The 16,292-nt window shown below is 57.1% G+C and carries 13 protein-coding genes; 7 read left to right on the top strand and 6 right to left on the bottom strand.

Annotated features, from left to right (window positions below; translation table 11 throughout):
- Positions 1 to 108 precede the first annotated feature (108 nt).
- Both KORLAC_RS06945 and KORLAC_RS06940 read left to right on the top strand, forming a co-directional pair.
- A complete protein-coding gene (locus KORLAC_RS06945; RefSeq protein ID WP_068304820.1) occupies positions 109 to 1,239 on the top strand; it encodes an efflux RND transporter periplasmic adaptor subunit in 1,131 nt (376 codons plus the stop codon).
- A 12-nt stretch (positions 1,240 to 1,251) separates the two neighbouring features.
- Positions 1,252 to 4,392, top strand: a complete 3,141-nt coding sequence (locus KORLAC_RS06940) for an efflux RND transporter permease subunit (RefSeq protein WP_068304817.1) — start codon at positions 1,252 to 1,254, stop codon at positions 4,390 to 4,392.
- An 83-nt stretch (positions 4,393 to 4,475) separates the two neighbouring features.
- On the opposite strand, the gene KORLAC_RS06935 is transcribed toward KORLAC_RS06940, so the two are convergent.
- The 4 genes from KORLAC_RS06935 to KORLAC_RS06920 are packed head-to-tail and all read right to left on the bottom strand — an operon-like array spanning position 4,476 to position 8,089.
- Positions 4,476 to 5,681 (bottom strand): hypothetical protein, encoded by a 1,206-nt coding sequence (locus tag KORLAC_RS06935; protein WP_068304813.1) that lies wholly within the window; start codon positions 5,679 to 5,681, stop codon positions 4,476 to 4,478.
- Complete coding sequence (locus tag KORLAC_RS06930) at positions 5,678 to 6,427, bottom strand: N-acetylmuramoyl-L-alanine amidase (RefSeq protein ID WP_068304810.1); 750 nt, start codon at positions 6,425 to 6,427, stop codon at positions 5,678 to 5,680. Before KORLAC_RS06930 ends, KORLAC_RS06935 begins: the two co-directional genes overlap by 4 nt.
- A gap of 4 nt (positions 6,428 to 6,431) precedes the next feature.
- Positions 6,432 to 7,340 (bottom strand): DMT family transporter, encoded by a 909-nt coding sequence (locus KORLAC_RS06925; RefSeq protein ID WP_068304808.1) that lies wholly within the window; start codon positions 7,338 to 7,340, stop codon positions 6,432 to 6,434.
- Positions 7,337 to 8,089, bottom strand: a complete 753-nt coding sequence (locus KORLAC_RS06920; protein ID WP_068304807.1) for a molecular chaperone DjiA — start codon at positions 8,087 to 8,089, stop codon at positions 7,337 to 7,339. The genes KORLAC_RS06925 and KORLAC_RS06920 overlap by 4 nt, the downstream gene beginning before the upstream one ends.
- Before the next feature lie 184 nt (positions 8,090 to 8,273).
- Here KORLAC_RS06920 and KORLAC_RS06915 point away from each other — a divergent pair, with 184 nt between their 5' ends.
- Complete coding sequence (locus KORLAC_RS06915; protein WP_068304804.1) at positions 8,274 to 9,404, top strand: beta-ketoacyl-ACP synthase III; 1,131 nt, start codon at positions 8,274 to 8,276, stop codon at positions 9,402 to 9,404.
- 78 nt (positions 9,405 to 9,482) lie between these two features.
- Here the strand turns inward: KORLAC_RS06915 and KORLAC_RS06910 are convergent, their stop codons facing one another.
- On the bottom strand, positions 9,483 to 10,694 hold the full coding sequence (locus tag KORLAC_RS06910; RefSeq protein ID WP_139167661.1) for a GGDEF domain-containing protein: 1,212 nt from the start codon (positions 10,692 to 10,694) through the stop codon (positions 9,483 to 9,485).
- A gap of 183 nt (positions 10,695 to 10,877) precedes the next feature.
- On the opposite strand from KORLAC_RS06910, the gene KORLAC_RS06905 reads away from it, so the two are divergent.
- The 4 genes from KORLAC_RS06905 (at position 10,878) to KORLAC_RS18870 (ending at position 15,673) form a co-directional block, all read left to right on the top strand.
- Positions 10,878 to 11,249: a BlaI/MecI/CopY family transcriptional regulator gene (locus KORLAC_RS06905; RefSeq protein WP_068304800.1), complete on the top strand. Its 372-nt coding sequence runs from the start codon at positions 10,878 to 10,880 to the stop codon at positions 11,247 to 11,249.
- On the top strand, positions 11,249 to 14,074 hold the full coding sequence (locus tag KORLAC_RS06900; protein ID WP_068304798.1) for a M56 family metallopeptidase: 2,826 nt from the start codon (positions 11,249 to 11,251) through the stop codon (positions 14,072 to 14,074). The genes KORLAC_RS06905 and KORLAC_RS06900 overlap by 1 nt, the downstream gene beginning before the upstream one ends.
- A gap of 127 nt (positions 14,075 to 14,201) precedes the next feature.
- Positions 14,202 to 15,386, top strand: coding sequence for a dipeptidase (locus tag KORLAC_RS06895; protein WP_068304796.1), 1,185 nt, complete (start codon positions 14,202 to 14,204; stop codon positions 15,384 to 15,386).
- Positions 15,387 to 15,496: 110 nt separating this feature from the next.
- The gene (locus KORLAC_RS18870) at positions 15,497 to 15,673 is read left to right on the top strand and encodes a hypothetical protein (protein WP_156432052.1); all 177 of its coding nucleotides are present in this window, start codon (positions 15,497 to 15,499) and stop codon (positions 15,671 to 15,673) included.
- Positions 15,674 to 15,752: 79 nt separating this feature from the next.
- Here the strand turns inward: KORLAC_RS18870 and KORLAC_RS06890 are convergent, their stop codons facing one another.
- Positions 15,753 to 16,199, bottom strand: a complete 447-nt coding sequence (locus KORLAC_RS06890; RefSeq protein ID WP_068304792.1) for a YaiI/YqxD family protein — start codon at positions 16,197 to 16,199, stop codon at positions 15,753 to 15,755.
- Positions 16,200 to 16,292 lie beyond the last annotated feature (93 nt).

Below are 16,292 nucleotides of genomic sequence, written 5' to 3'. Positions count from 1 at the left end.
TTCGATAATTTACTAGACTATACAGTCCAGTTTATATATACAAGCAGAAAAGTCAGGCCAAGCTGGCCCGCAGAAGAAAACGCCCGAGTGGCGACAGCAGGACACAACATGACAGTACAGCGTGGGAAAATTTTCAAGGCAGTCGGAATCCTGGCTGCTGTGGGTGTATTCAGCAGCATTCTCGCTGCCCGCATCACAGCGCAGAGCGTTCCGGAAAGCGGCAAAAGCCGGTCCCTGCCCGTCCGCACCACTGAAGTCACGCTGGAGCATGGCTATCACGCCAAACGGACATTCACCGGCCGCGCCGTCCCTGGCCGCATCAGCCAGATGGCGTTTGAGCTTGGCGGCAGTGTCAGCGCCATTCATGTTGACCTGGGCACAGCCGTAAAAAAAGGCGACACGCTCGCCGCGCTGGATACCGCCCGACTTGAAGCCCAGCGTGCGCAGTTGCTGGCGGAGCGCGAAGAAGTGAAAGCCCGCCTTGACCTTGCAGAAAGGACATTGGAGCGTGCCCAGGAAACCTATAGCCAGGGCCATTCTTCGGCCCAGCGACTGGATGAAGCCGAAGCAAACGCCATTTCCCTGCGCGCCAATGAAAAACGCCTGGAAGCGGCGATCAGCGCACTCGATGTGGACCTGGCGAAATCCCACATGACAGCTCCTTTCAGCGGCATTATCACTGCCCGCTTCCTGGACGAAGGCACCGTTGTGGGGGCTGGCACCGCTATTCTAGAGATATCAGAGAACAACCGAATGGAAGCCCATATCGGCATGCCGCCGCAGTATGCTGAAGCAGCCAAAACGGGGGCACCAATTGAACTGCGTGATGGTCGCCGCAATGTCATCAGTGGTGCCGCACTCCGCTCGGTCGTACCCGCCATTGAAGGCCAGACCCGTACCATGATGGTCACCTTCGACTTGCCGTCCGGCACGGCCGCCCGCGGCGAGCTTGTAACGGCTGTGGTCAGGGATTGGCAGGAAGCTGAAGGCTCATGGTTGCCGCTTCGCGCCCTATCGTCTGACGTGCGTGGGCTTTGGCGCGTCTACAAGATTGTGGACGGACCTGATGGCCCGCAGGTGCGGTTTGAAAATGTCCAAATTCTCTATACAGACGACAATCGGGTCTTTGTCACCGGCACCATTTCAGATGGTGACCGCGTTATTGCCGACGGGATCGAGCGCCTGGCCCCAGGCCAACGGGTGACCATCCTGCCTTCCAATCCTGCGCCGCGCGGTTAAGGGAGGCGACAGATGAAAGGTTCCCTCTATAACCACCCGCGCGTGGTCTGGCTGATCCTCCTCTTGATCGTGATCGCCGGCTTCAACAGCTTTTATACCATGCCGCGCCTCGAAGACCCGCACATGCAGAGCCGGGTAATCCAGGTGACGACCTTCTATCCCGGCGCGGACGCCGAGCGGGTTGAGGCCGAAATTTCGGAAAAACTGGAGCGCAAGATGCGCGAAATTCCGGAAGTGAAAGAGGTCTGGAGCGTATCAAACCCAGGGGTTTCGCTGATCACGGTAGAGCTGGAAGACCGCGTCGATGACGCCAAACCCATCACCGCCCGCCTTCGCGACAAGGTCTCTGAGGTCACCGATCTGCCTGCAGGCGCCCTGGCACCCGATTTTTCCGATACCCGCATCTATGCCCACTCCGCCATCATGGCGCTGACATGGCATGCTGATGCACCAATCAATTATGCCATTCTTGGCCGCCATGCGCGCGAGATTGAAAGCCAGATCAGGAACCTGACCGGTACCGATTTCGTGGATGTTCTGGGCCTGCCGCAGGAAGAAATCCGCGTCAGCATCGATGATGCGGAACTCGCGGCTTACGGCCTGACCATGGAAGATGTCGCTGCCCGCATTCGCGGGTCCGATGCGCGGGGCGCTGCGGGCGTGGTGTCCGACGCCAAAAACCGCATGGTGGTGCAGGTCTCCGGCGCGCTCGACAGCCTTGACCGCATCCGCCGCATTCCGCTCGGGCTTGATGCATCGGGCGCGAGCCTCAGGCTCGGAGACGTGGCGATGGTAGAACGCGCATTCGAGAATCCGCCCAGCCGCCTGACCTATCTGGACGGCCACTATGGCGTGGTGATTGCAGCGCGCATGTTCGAAGACTACCGCATCGATGCCTGGTCCGAACAGCTGGGTACCCTTCTGGGCACATTTGAGGAAACCCTGCCCTCCAGTGTGCATCTGGAACGCATTTTCGACCAGCGGGTTTACGCTGACGAGCGCCTGCACGGTCTGATGGGTAATCTGGCGGAAGGCGCACTGGTGGTGCTACTCGTACTTCTGGTCTCCCTTGGTTGGCGCGCCTCGCTGGTATCCGCGTCTATCCTGCCTCTGACCCTGCTGGCATCCCTCGCCATCACGGACGCCATGGGCCTGAGGATCGAACAGGTCCTGGTTACTGGCCTAATCGTGGCGCTTGGGATCATGGTGGACAACGCCATCGTGATCACGGACGAGATCCAGCACCTGCGCCTCATGGGCGAGCGCCGATCAGTTGCGGTGGCCAAAACGGTACGCAAGCTTTGGCTACCTCTGATGGGGTCCACACTCACAACCATCATCGCCTTCATGCCGCTCGTGCTGATGCCGGGCAATGCGGGCGATTTCCTGATCGGTGTGCCTGCCGCAGTGATTGCGTCCTTGATCGCCTCCTATGTGATTGCCTTCACCATCATCTCGGCTGTCGCCGGGCGCGTGGTCGAAGGGCGGGCGCCAAATGCCGGGCCAATCAAGCGTGTCTGGTGGCGTGACGGCATTGAAGGGAAAGCCCTTTCCGTTCCCTTCCGCAAAAGCCTGGAATGGTCGGTAAAACGCCCTGTTCGCTCAATGGTCGTCGCAACAGCGATCCCCATGCTTGGCTTCCTCCTGGCAGGTCAACTGACAGAGCAGTTTTTCCCGACAAGCGACCGGAACCAGTTCCGGGTCGAGATTCAGATGCCGGCGCAGACATCCATTGAAGAGACCCGCCGTGTGGTTGAGCAGCTTGACCGGGACCTGCGCACCAACCCTGAAATCCAGACGACCCACTGGTTTATCGGCACGCGGGCCGCGAAATTCTATTACAGCATGATGGCCCGGAACGATGGCCTGGTGAATGCCGCGGAAGCCGTGGTCACGGTTGAGGATTTCGACCAGATCCCAGGCCTTATCCCACGCCTTCAGGATGAACTGACGCTGTTGTTGCCGGAAGCCACGGTGCTGGTGCGCGAACTAGGCACCGGCCCACCGATTGCCGCCCCGCTTGAGGTCCGTATCCAGGGGCCGGATTTGGCCGTTCTCGAAAGCCTGGGCGAAGACATGCGCGCCATAATCAGCCGCCTGCCGAACGTGACCTTCACCAAAACCACGCTGAAGGCCGGTCGCCCCATGATCAACGTGAAGGCACGGGAGGACGATGTATCGGTTACCGGCCTGACGCTCAGCCAGGTGGAGGCCCAATTGCAGGCGCTCACCGGCGGCATCGTGGCAACCCATGTCATCGAGGAAACCCAGCAGGTACCGGTACGCCTGATCGCAGACCGTGCCAATTGGTCCAATATCAGCTCCATCGCCAACATGAGCCTGATCGGTCGGCCCGTCCAGGGCACAACATCCCGGGGGCTCACAGACCTGCCCGTTTCTGCCGTTGCAGACGTGGAGCTGACTACCAAGGTTGGTACGATCGAGCACCATGATGGCGTCCGCATGAACAAAGTTCAGGCCTACCTGGATTTTGGCGTGCTGCCTGATACAGCGTTCAAAGCGCTAAAGAAGACGCTTGAGAAGGAGCACCTTGAGATCCCACCGGGATACAAAATCGAATTCGGTGGCGAGTCGGAAAAACGCGATGAGGCCATGACCAAACTATTCGGCACTGTGGGCTTGTTGATGGTGCTGATGTTGCTGGCCATTGTGCTGACCTTCAACAGTTTCCGCATGGCATTCGTAACTTTTGCCGCGGCGGTTCAGGCTGCCGGACTTGGCTTGTTTTCGCTTTGGTTCTTCAACTTCCCGCTCAGCTTCGTGGTGATCTTCGGCCTGATGGGCCTTGTGGGCCTCGCGATCAACGCTACAATCGTGATCCAGTCTGAGCTGAGAGGCAGGGAAGCGGCCCGCGCCGGCGACGCTGACGCAGTGGTTGAAGGTGTGATGAGCACCGGGCGACATATTGTTTCCACCACCATCACGACAGTGGGCGGCTTCACGCCGCTTATTCTGGCCGGCGGCGCCTTCTGGCCACCCTTTGCTGTGGCCATTGCAGGCGGTGCATTCCTGTCCATGATCGTGAGCTTCTATTTCGCCCCCGCGGCCTTCCTGTGGATCACGCGCTACAAGCCAGTGACAGCCCCAGGTGGAGAACCACATGTGCCAGCGAGCGCGTCGACCGAGATCTGACGTTAAACAAGACGCACCAAACGGAAAAGGCCGGCCCAAATGGACCGGCCTTTTTCTATGCTCAGGCAAGATTGCCCCGAAACCTATTCCAGAAGCGGCGCCATCAACGCGAGGGCCAGCGCCTGGTTATCATCATCTTCCATGGCTTCAACCACATGGCGGGCCAGATACATATCAGAATTGCCAAGCGCCCCTTCAAGAAGTGTCAATCGCACCAAGTCTCGCTCATACGCGCCCTGAAGCTCTCCCACTTCATTGAGTAGCTCGCGCATCTCTGCAGCGAAAATGCTCTGGTTAGAGCCAGCCCTTAGAGACGCCAGATATTGCGCTTTTTCGTCCACCGCGATGAAGAATTCAAGCCGAGACAGGGCAGTTTCCAAGTCGCCGCGTGCAGCCTCAATCACACCAACCTTCTTGGCAAAATCGACCAAGCCCATGGTGTTCCTGACACGCCCGCCATGCAAGAGAGCCAATTCATAGCTTTCCTGAACGAATGCTTCATTCATGCCCGCTTCGAACATGCTGCGGGCGCGCTGGGCCGCGATGGTGGCACGGGATGAAATACCGACAACTGAGCTGAACAGCTCATCCGCTTCTGCAAGATAAGCGTTTCGGTCGCCTGGGCGCCCCATGCGGTCAGCGAGGATAGCCAGTTGCACCATGCCCTGATACCTTTGATCTGGAACCTCAATTGCACGCACTTTGGTTTCCAGACCGGCAATATCAACAGTGGCCAGGGCCTCACGCGGTGCCCGCGGCAACAGCGACAGCTCACGCCAAAAAGCTTTTACCTGGTTGGACATCTGCCCCAGAGCAACTCGAGCATCTGCCAGCTTTCCCGCTGAAATGGCTTCTTCCGAAATTTTTGCCAGCACAGCGTCACGAATACCGTCATTTTGTAATTCTTCAGCAAGCGCAAGCGCGCCTGCTCCGTCCCCGGCACGTGCCAGGAGCGGTGCGATGACTGTAATTTTTTCCTGGGTTACCAATGTCAGGCGAACCGACCTTGCTTCATCCAGCGCCAGCATCAGGGTTTGGATCGCCTGATCCTTTTGCCCGGTTTCGATCATGGCGCGAGCCACACCGATCAACACCTTTGCGCGCTCGATCCCGAACTCTTCACCGATCACTGTCTGGAGCGCTGATGTGAAGGCACAGTCCCGCGTTGGCGCCTCAAGGCATGCCATGGTGTGCTCGTTCGGTCGGTGCTCAGTAGAAACAGAGTCATTCTGTGCCAGAGCTGGCATCGCAATTGCTGTCAGGAAGGTGGAAAAGAGCAGTTTCTTCATAAACGTTCCCCATTTATGCGTATCTGACTGACAATGTCGGCAAGCCTGGCGGCTGTTCCCTTGTCAAAGCACCCAGATACTGTTTCGGGTCGCCAATGTGCCTGAAAGGCACGGATGATAGATTCAGTGGCAGCGTCAAAACTTCCGGTGTGATTCAAAGGATATCCGACGATACCTAATTGTTTGTTAAGGTTACCAACTATATCGCCGGTGTCCCCACGCCGTGCGATAGCTTCGGTGTCGCTTCCATCGGCATCTGACCATAAACCAAACCCATTTTTGGCCAGCAGTTTCCAGGGAAACAGCTCGCCTGGGTCGGTTTTTCTGTCAGGCGCGATATCGCTATGCCCGATGAAATGCGCCACGGGGATAGTATGCCTCTTTTTTAAGTCTGTTAGAAGGTCCAGCAGCGAAGAAATTTGCCGACCCGGAAATTCGCGGTAGCCAAACTCGTGTCCCGGGTTAACAAGCTCGATGCCAATGGAATAATGATTCAGGTTCTCGCGTCCTTGCCAGGATGACACGCCAGCATGCCACGCGCGCTTGTCGTCAGGCACCAGGCGGAAAATACGGCCATCTTCTTCAATCAGATAATGGGCGGACACTTCGGCCTTTGGGTCACACAAGCGCTCCAGCGCCTCGGTCCCCGTCCGCATCCCGGTATAATGTATCACTACCATATCCGGGGATTGCCCACCGGGGCGTTCGTTCCAGTTTGGAGAAGGATGTTCGATGACCTTCATCATCTGTTCAGCCCTTCGCTTCCTCTGTTGCAGGCTTGATCTCCGCCACCGCCAGCGACTTGGCGCGCGCACTATTGCGGAGCGTAACAACCATCACACCCAATAGCGTCAGCGCTGCGCCCACGGCCATACGCCAGGTGAACTCCTCGCCCAGGATCAGGATGCCGCCGCCTACAGCAAAAACCGGCATCATCAGGAAGTATGGCGACACCACCGAAACTTCATATTTACGAAGCAGATAGTTCGCCCCACCATGGCCAATAACAGATGCCCCTATACCCGTGTAAACAACGGCAATCCAGGCCTTTGTGCCAGTGTTGGCAAGGGCCTCGAACTGCCCGGTTTCAAAGATTGACGACAGGACGGCAGACCCCAGAATGCCAGCCACACCCACCCAGGCCTGGGTGGTTACGGCGCGCACCTCCTTGAGCCGCCGCATCAATACAGCCGACACAGAATACATGAAGGCGGCAAACACGATGATCAGAAGCGCGTCCCAATAGGCGAATACATTTGGGTCAAACCCCAGCACCAGAACTCCCGCGAAGCTGAGCGCAATACCAACCACCCGCTTCCAGCCAACGGTTTCATGCAAAACGATGATTGCCAGGATGGTAGAAAAGGGCACATTCAGCTGCGAAGCAATCGCCACCGCGCCAACACCGCCTGCGAGCTGCATTCCCATGAACACCGCACCAAAGTGGATGACCCCCAGGCTGACGGCAGCTATGGCCAGGTCTTTCATACGGCCCGGCACAATCTTCAGGAATGGCAGCAGAACGACCACGACCACAATGAAACGGGTGGCATTAGCCACCAGGGGTGGCAGGTCCTCAACGGCCCATTTCACAGCGATGAAGTTCAGTCCCCAAACCAGGGTCACCAGAATGACCAACAGGATATCCCGGGTCCTCATGCGCGTTGCTCCGTGCGCGTCCCGGCACTGTTTCGCATGGCCTTGATCTTGTCGTAAGCCACGTTGATTTCCGCAGCCCGACGGGTTGCGACCGCAATGAAATCGTTCGGCACACCCGCCGCAATAAGGCGGTCAGGGTGGTTATCCCGCACCAGCTTGCGGTAGTGGGACTTCAGCGCCGCATCGTCAATGCCGGGGTCAACCCCCAACACGCTGTATGGACAATCCGGGTCCGCCCCGACATGCCGGTGCACCAGCGCCTCAATTTCCGCCTGCCGGTAGCCGAAGATCTTTGCTACAGCGCGGATATAATTGAGTTCATTGGGGTGTACTTCACCATCGGATTTCGCAATGAAAAACAGCGCCTCCAGAAGGTCGGCCAACACAGGGCGATTATCATGCATCAGACTGGCGATCTGCTTGGCGTAGGCATCGAACCCGGTGGTGGACCGGCGCGCCATATCGAACACCCGGCCAACATTTGCCATTTCTTCGGGGGGCACACGGAACACCTGCTTGAAGGCGTCCACTTCCTCGCGGGTCACGCGCCCATCGGCCTTGGCCATTTTGGCAGCCAGCGCAATCACGCCAATGGTGAAGGTGATCTGTTTTGTGGCGTCAGGATCGGCCGTTCGGTTCGCGACGCCGGCGTCCACCGCGGCGCCTGCCGCAACGCCTAAAAGGGCCCCTATGGGCCCGCCCAAGGCCAGCCCAGCTGCAGCACCAATAATTTTACCCCAAATCGACATATCCGTTTGGTAGCATAGCGCATGTCGCTATCCTACAGAAAACTAAGCCATTTTTTGCATGGCAGATATTCCCGGAATGATTGGTTGGATGTTGGGGAAAAAGGCAGTATATCTATGCGCCCAATGTAACAAGCCTGTCACAAATCGGCGTAAGGCAAGGCGGAAAAACAAGGAACTGTTTGGTATGGTTGATGTAGTAATTTCGGGAACGGGTCTGTATGTGCCGCCGCACAAAATCACCAATGAGGAACTCGTCAAGACGTTCAACGAATATGTTGACGATTTCAACGCCCGCAACAAGGCCGATATCGACGCCGGCCTGATCCCAGCCAAGCAGCACTCCAGTGCCGAATTCATAGAGAAGGCTTCCGGCATCAAAGCCCGCCACCTGGTGGATGTAGAGGGCGTGATGGACCTCGACCGCATGATGTCCAAAATGCCGAAAGGCGGCCACGGCGACGACGAGCGCCCATGCTTCCAGGCCCACATGGCGATTGAAGCAGCCAAGGAGGCGATAAAAAACGCCGGCCTGGAACCTGAAGACATTGACCAGATCATCTGTTCGGCCGCAGTAGTGCAGCGCTTCTTCCCGGCCATTGGGATCGAAGTACAGAAGCACCTGGGCACAAAGGGCAGTGCCCTTGATATGGTGATGGGCTGCTCCAGCGCCACTTACGGCCTGATCGCAGGCGTGAATGCCATCAAATCCGGCACAGCGAAACGCGTGCTGATGGTGAACCCGGAAATCTTCTCCACCATGGTGAACTTCCGCGACCGCGACAGCCACTTTATCTTTGGCGATATCGCCTCAGCCGTTGTGCTTGAAGACGCGTCGGTTGCCAAGGGCGATGACCTCTGGAAAGTGACCGGCACCAAGGCCGAGACCCAGTTCTCCTCGAACATCCGTACACATTATGGCCCAATGACCCGCCTTGACGACGACAGCCTGCTACGCAAGGACATGTTCTTCATGCAGGAAGGCCGCAAGGTGTTCAAGGAACTGCTGCCACTGGTGACCGAGTTTATCTCCAGCCAGCTTGAGGATGCCGGCCTGAAAGTTGAAGACCTCAGCCGTATGTGGCTGCACCAGGCAAACATCAACATGAATATGTATGCCGCCAAGAAGCTGCTTGGCCGCGAACCGGAGGAGCACGAAGCCCCGACGGTACTGGATCAATATGGCAACACCGCAGGCGCGGGCTCCATCGTGGCCTTCCATGAAAACCACCGCGACATGAAAGTCGGCGACAAGGGCATCATCTGCTCCTTCGGCGCGGGCTATTCAATCGGCAGCCTGCTGGTTGAAAAGCTCTAGCCACCACATGGCTCTAGAATAAAGAAACGGCCCGCGATCAATGATCCGGGCCGCTTTTTGTTTGCCATCACCCTTGCGTTATCCAGGCTTCACGCTCCCGCTGCCTGACACCTCGATCTGGTTCCTGCCCTCTTTCTGGGCTTCGCGCAGGGCCTTGTAGGCCGCGTCCAGTATGCTGTCCGGCAGCAGGTCGTCGCCGCGTGCCGTGGTTACGCCGAAGCTGACTGTCAGGCTGATATCCTTCTTGCCATATTGGAATGGGTAGCCGGTTACGGCGTCCCGAACTCGGTGGGCAACCAGCTCTGCGCCCTCTTCCGACGTGCCAGGCAGCAAGAGCACAAATTCCTCACCACCAAAGCGGCAGAATACATCTTGCGCCCGACGGCCTTCCATGACGCCATCGGCAAACTGCCTGAGGATAGCATCCCCCACCAGGTGTCCGTGCTTCAGGTTGATCCGCTTGAATTTATCAATATCCATCATGATCAACGAAACAGGCTCACTGAGACGGCGGGACCGCGCCAGCACTGTCTTGATCACCGTCATGAAGGCGCGCCTGTTCAGCGCGTGCGTCAGCGGGTCCATCATGGCCTGAATGCGAAGGTCCGCCTGAACCCGTTCTGCCGTTGAGACAATCATCGAAACCGTCAGCGCAAGCGCGAACAGCGTCCCTTCGATTTGCGTTATCGATGCAAGAGCCGATTGGTCACCCCCCGCCCCCGGAGCTGTCATCGACTGCAGAACGATACCGCGATACACATTGAAAGCAGCGTGGGCGAAAAATACGCCGGCAATGGTGCTTGTGCCGATGGTCTTGCGTTTGATGATGCCCTTATAAAGGCCGACCCGCCCACCAAGGGCCTGCACGACCGAAAGCGCAGCCCCGGTCGAAAAGACCGCCACAAAGAAAGAATACAGTGCCGCCCGGTTTTCCGGCGTGCCACCCTGCATCACGTTGTTCACCAGTATGATGATGGCAAAGACCATGATGAAGCCGGCGAGATACGTCAGACGCCGGGACCGTTCTTTCCAATAATCCGCTATGCCCAACCAGAACCACAGGTGCCCCATCAATATCAGGAGATCCCCAAGGAGAATCCCAAGCGGCTTGGATGGTCCCGCCGCCATCATGAAGATGACGACCCCCGCGGTTGCCATGCCCATGCCGACCGCAATCCGTCCCAAACCCGCAAAGCTGAAGTTAGCCACCCAATGTGCCGCCAGCACAAAGGTCGACACAGCCAAAATCAGGACTGTCACCAATGTCAATGACGATAGGTCTAGGGCCACATGATTCCCCCAATGTGATACCAGCTCGGGCAACACCTTATGCCATCAATACAAAAAATCAAATCCGCCTTTTCGGGGGTGGGTACTTTTCCGCCTGCGTGAGGCTTTTCAGATTCTTTTGGTTGACGACTTACTACAGCTGTAGTAATCAAACTTCTACACATGTAGTAGAAGGTCCGAGACATGACAGCGAACATTAAACTATCAGATCAACAATATCAGCTCGTCCAAGCACTCTGGAAGCTGGGTGAAGGCTCAGCCAAGGACGTGCAGGCGAAGCTGGATAATCTGGGCCTCGCACATACAACAGTCGGGACAATCTTGTCCCGGCTGGAGAAAAAAGGCGTTCTGGCTTCGGAAACCCGGGGCCGTGAACGTGTCTACAGACCGCTGATCAGCGAAGGCGATGTGAAGCGGTCCATGGTTTCATCGCTGGTATCCACCCTGTTCAAGGGCGACAGCAAAGCTCTCCTCGCGCATCTGGTCAATGAAGGGGAAATCGAAAAAACCGAACTGGACCAAATCAAGCAGTTGATCGATGGGGAGAACAGCTGATGTTTGATCTTTTCTTTGACATGCCGGCCCTGACGCTGGTGCTGAAATTCATGGTTGCCAGCAGCGTCCTTCTTGGCGCGGTCTGGCTGATGGAAAAAACACGACTGCTGAACACGCCTGATCTTGCAGATATGGCCTGGAAGCTGGCCATTGCAGGATCATTCGTCGCGCTTTTGCCCATCGGGGACTGGATATCCAAACCCATCACCATTCAGCATGAAAAGACATCCGCCCTGGTTGACGAATTCAACGAAGGGCGACCGCTCGCTGGCATGGTACCCATGATTGATCCCTTGCCACAGGATATACAAGGCGAACGCACGGCACTTCCTGCCCGCAGGCTGCCCCCATCTCAACAGGAAATGCTTGATCCTTTAGTTGAGCAGCCGCAGGAACAGCAATTGCCTGCGACCAACCAACCGTTGCAGACAAGCCAGCGCGCCCTGCCGCGTCAAACAACCCTTTGGGACTTCCTTGGCACCCTGCGCACCAAGGAGCTGGCGGCCCTGACATGGGCCATGCTGGCGGGCGTTGCCCTGCTGCTGCTCCTCGGCGGGTATGCATTCGCTATCAAGGGCCTTGGCAGCCGCCTGCGGGTCCCGCCAGAGCACGATTCCAATAAAGCACTGCGGGCAATCTGTACCGCAGCCGGCATCAAGCATGTGCCTTACCTTAGCCGGTCAAGCGACATCAAAAGCCCGGTATGCCTGCCCCGGCGTGAAATCTGTTTGCCTGACTGGGCCTTTGACGACCTGCCGGAAAGCGAACTCAACAGCTTGCTGGCTCATGAGGTTGCACACATGGTGCGCCGCGACCCGCATATGCTGATGATCATGCAGGCCTTGTCACGACTGTTTTTCTTTCAACCGCTATTCCTTCTGGCGCGCAAGCGGTTGTCTGACATCGCGGAACTTTCCGCTGATGAATGGGCAGCAACCCATTTGGCTGACGCTAAATCCGTTGCAGCCGCCCTCTACACCTGCGCCACAAAAATACATCAAACACGACAAATACAGTGGGGACTAGCAATGGCTGGTGACAAATCAATGTTAAAATTCAGGGTCGAGCGCCTTATTGGCGCTACCGGCCAACCGTTCAGAAAATCCGGCATGGCGGCCAAAGGTGCCGTAGCCACAGGCCTTCTGGCCATCACGCTGGGCCTGCCCAGCATCCAGTTCGCGGGCGCGCTTTCTGCCGAGATGCCGACATCCATTATGGCAAGCAGCACAGCCCACCCTGACACACCACCAAGCCCGGCGGAAATTGAGGCCGAGATGCGGCGCTCTATTGAAGAAGCAAGGGCCAAGGTGGCTGAGCGGGCGCGCGTGATGGCAAAAGAAGCCAAGGAAACGGGCCATCCGGACGCGCCAACTGAGGAACAGATCGCCGAAGAAATGCGCGTGGCCATTGCCCAGGCAGAGGCTCAAGTCTCGGAAGAAGCACGCCTGATCGCAGAAAGTGCAGAATCGTTCGGCCTTGAGATGTCTTCCCATGACGAGGATGGCCACGTACGGCGTCACATCACAGACGTAGACGGCAACGGCATGATGACCTGGAATGACGGCAAGCGCGAGATCAAGATCCGCTGGGATGGCGATTTCACCCTGACAGATAACGACGAGGCCATCGCGTCCATGGCAGAAGGCGCTATGCTGGACCTGCGCTCCAAATCCGGCGGCAAGACATACCGGGCACGCATTGAAAACCCGGGCGGCAAGCTGGAAACTACCTACTGGAAGAACGGCAAGAAAACCGGCTTCGACAAGGAAGGCGAAAAATGGCTGGCTGAAACCCTGCTGCTGCTTGTTCGGGAAGTGGGCCTGAATGCCGAAGCCCGGATTACCCGCATCATGAACACCAAAGGCACCAGCGGCGTCGTGAAAGAGATCGAGCAGATCGACAGCGACTATGTTGCCCGCGTGTATGCGTCCCATCTGGTGAATATGGCCGACCTTTCCAGGCGCGAGCTTAAAGACCTGGCCGACCGCTTTGCCAAAATGGACGGCGACTATGACATGCGCCTGGCCCTGTCACTGTTGCTTGATGAACCAGAGTTGGACAGAAGCGTGATGCCTAAGATCATGAAGGCCGCTCGCGCGATCGACAGCGACTATGAGCTTCGTCTGCTACTGACGCCTTACATCGCACGGTTCGGCGCTGACAATAAGACAATGGAAGACTTGATCGACGTCGCTCGTTCGATTGAAAGCGACTATGAAATGCGCCTCCTGCTGTCTTCGGCAGTCAGCGGTCAGTCGCTGAGCGATAACAATCTGGAGCGCCTTGCCAATGTGGCTGCGAGCGAGATGGAAAGCGACTATGAACTCCGCCTGCTGCTGAGCTCTTTCGTTGAGCAACTGGGCCAGTCACGCAAGGCGACAACCGTTGTTATCAAGGCAATCGCCAAGATCAGCAGCGACTATGAAAAGCGCCTGGCGCTTGGCTCCGTTGTTTCCCACGGCGCGTTTGACAACCAGAACTGGCTGGCCGCAATTGAAGCCGCTACCACAATCGATAGCGATTACGACAAGCGTCTGGTGCTAAGCGAAATCAAACCGCTGCTCCCTGAAGATAAGAAGATACAGGAAGCCTTCAGCAAAGCTGTCGCGGGCATCGATTCCGACTATGAGCGCAAACTGCTGTCGACCGGCGAAAAAAAGGTGGTGGCCGAAATCCGCGTGCGCGACCTGCCGTCAGGGAGCGAGGCTAGGGTCTCGCCAACTGGCCGCAGCGCTTCAGGCATCAGGGTAGCGACGCAGGTCGCCGTGTCTGACAAGGCCCTTGCTGTATCTCAAAAGACAAAGGTCATGGACGTCACCCCTTAAGCTGCGTTTGCCTTGGGCGCAAAGGCCGGCTGGCAGGGCAGCCTCTAGCCGGAAAAGTCCAGCACGGGCTATCAGGGCTCGCCAAACAGGTTTCCTCCCCTATATTTCATTTAGGGGAGGATTTTTTATGGCTCGTGTTCTCAAAATCACTGTCACCGTCGCGCTATTGGTGCTTCTGGTTGGCTATGTCGGCTTGCGCCTGATCGCAGCACCCATGGCCGACCGCACCATGAACAAACAGGTCGCACACCGGCCCTATAGCTTGAATGCTGACGCCGCAGTCCTCCACCAGTCGCTTCTGGTAATGGACTGGCACGCGGATACGCTTCTATGGGAACGCGATCTGCTGGCCCACAATGATCAGGGTCATGTAGACCTGCGGCGCCTGCAGGCAGGCAATGTTGGCCTGCAGATGTTCACCACAGTCACAAAAACGCCGCGCGGCCAAAACCTGAACGCAAACGACGCTTCAAGCGACAACATCACCCTGCTTGCCATTGGCCAGGGTTGGCCGATCAGGACATGGGGCAGCCTGCTGGAGCGAGCGCTTTATCAGGCTGAAAAGCTTGATAGCGCCATCGAGCGTTCCCGCGGTGGCATGATGTGGGTGCGAACGCAAGCCGAACTTCAGCAATATCTTGAAGCCCGCGCTACACAATCGTCCGGCGCGCCGCTTGGTGCCCTGTTGGGCACAGAAGGGGCCCATCCGCTGGAAGGGGACATTGCAAACATCGACCGGATGTACGATGCCGGCTTCCGCATGGTGGGCTTGGTGCACTTTTTCGACAACCAGCTCGGCGGTTCCTTGCATGGCACGGGGAAAGGCGGCCTTACAGACTTTGGCAAGCAGGTGGTTGAACGCCTGGAAGAACGCGAAATTATCATTGACCTAGCCCATTCATCTGAGCAGGTCGCCTGGGACACGCTCAAGATCGCGACGCGTCCAGTGGTGGTTTCCCACACCGGCTTTCGCGGGCACTGCAATACCCCGCGTAATTTCCCGGACAACCTGATGCAGGCGATTGCCAGCAAGGGTGGCCTGATTGCTGTCGGCTTCTGGGACAAGGCGGCCTGCGGTGACACACCTGATGATATTGCTGCAAGCATCGCCTACGGCATTGACCTTGTCGGCGCCGATCATGTGGTGCTGGGGTCCGATTGGGACGGCACGGTCAAGGCCATCACTGCCGCCGATACCGGGGCCATCACACAGGCCCTGATGAAACGTGGCGTTTCAGAAGATGTGATCCGCATGGTGATGGGCCAAAACAGTATTCAATTCCTGTCCGATTGGTTACCAAAAGTTCAATAAAATCAGCAATCTGGATAAAATTTTATCCATCTCTTCACAAAGGAAACGCCATCTGGCAATAAGTCCCCTGTAACCACAAAAAATCGTCGGATTCGGTTCAGGAGTACTTTATGATCAGCAGCATTTCATCTGGCCCTGCCCTGCAGCTAAATACAGCGGGCATCGCACCACAAAAGAATGGTGGCGGCGCCAAGCTGGATCTCAATGACGTACCTCAGAGCAAGGTAAAACTTGAAGCGCCGCACACCATCAATGGTAAAGGCCTCAAGATCGACATCAAAGTCTAAGGGGTTAGGCATATGTCGGGGAAACGGCGCGGCTCATGGCCTGCGCCGTTTTCTTTTGCCATTCAAACTCTGCGGGTGCTCAGCTGCGTTTGCCTTTTTGTACCGCCAGTTCCAGCGCAGACAGGAAACGGGAACGATCCTTTTGGGAAAAGCTTGCATTGAAGCCCCGATCCTCACCCATGTCCCGCAGCTGGGATTTGAGCTCGCGCATGGCCAGCGCCATGCCGATGTTATCTGTTGTAAACGGCTTGCCGTTATGGCCCAGAACCACTGCACCGGCTTCAATCAGCCGGGCGGCCAACTGGATATCGCCTGTGATGCAGATATCACCCGCTGCCGCATGCTCCACGATCCAGTCATCCGCGGCATCAAAAGCATCTCCCACGACCACTTTCTTGACATTGTCCCCCACAGGAAGACGCAGCCAGGCGTTGGAGACCAGATGAACCCTCATGTCATGCCGGTAGGAAACCTTGAGCACCTCTTCCTTCACGGGACAGGCATCCGCATCCACAAATATTTCCATGCACTCTTACTCTCTGCATTGGGTAAAGCCACCGGTGCGAATTAGCATGTTTCGCCCCAGCAAAACAATGCTATGACACTATGAACAATAAGA

This window comes from Kordiimonas lacus (assembly GCF_001550055.1).
Classification (GTDB): domain Bacteria; phylum Pseudomonadota; class Alphaproteobacteria; order Sphingomonadales; family Kordiimonadaceae; genus Kordiimonas; species Kordiimonas lacus.
Note: the sequence above shows the minus strand (reverse complement) of the source record. Positions and strands in the feature narration are given on the sequence as shown.